The organism is Janibacter sp. CoH_79_TC_3 (assembly GCF_058197955.1).
The window spans coordinates 1-247 of the sequence record NZ_JBXWIV010000159.1; the positions used below are offsets into that span (position 1 = coordinate 1).

The 247-nt window shown below is 34.8% G+C and carries 1 protein-coding gene; it reads left to right on the forward strand.

All coding sequences use genetic code 11. The features are described 5' to 3' along the window. A partial coding sequence (locus tag AC2FA3_RS15465; RefSeq protein WP_490510364.1) for a hypothetical protein occupies positions 1-186 on the forward strand: 186 nt, incomplete at its 5' end. Positions 187-247 lie beyond the last annotated feature (61 nt).

Here is a 247-nt window from a genome sequence, read left to right on the forward strand (position 1 = left end):
TTCCTACACAACAAGTCTTACTGCAAAGTTTATTTATATTCTTGCAATTCTTGCGATTCTTGTAGGATTTGTGGTATACCTGAAAAAGAAATGCATCAAGAAATAAATACAAAGATAAAACAAGGCATGGGAGATAAAAATCTTCCGTGCCTGTTTTGTTTGAGAGAATTTATAAAGAAATATTGACAAGATCCATTGGTTTGCAGATGCGTGCATCCGGTTTTGGAACTTCTCCGAATCCGTATTC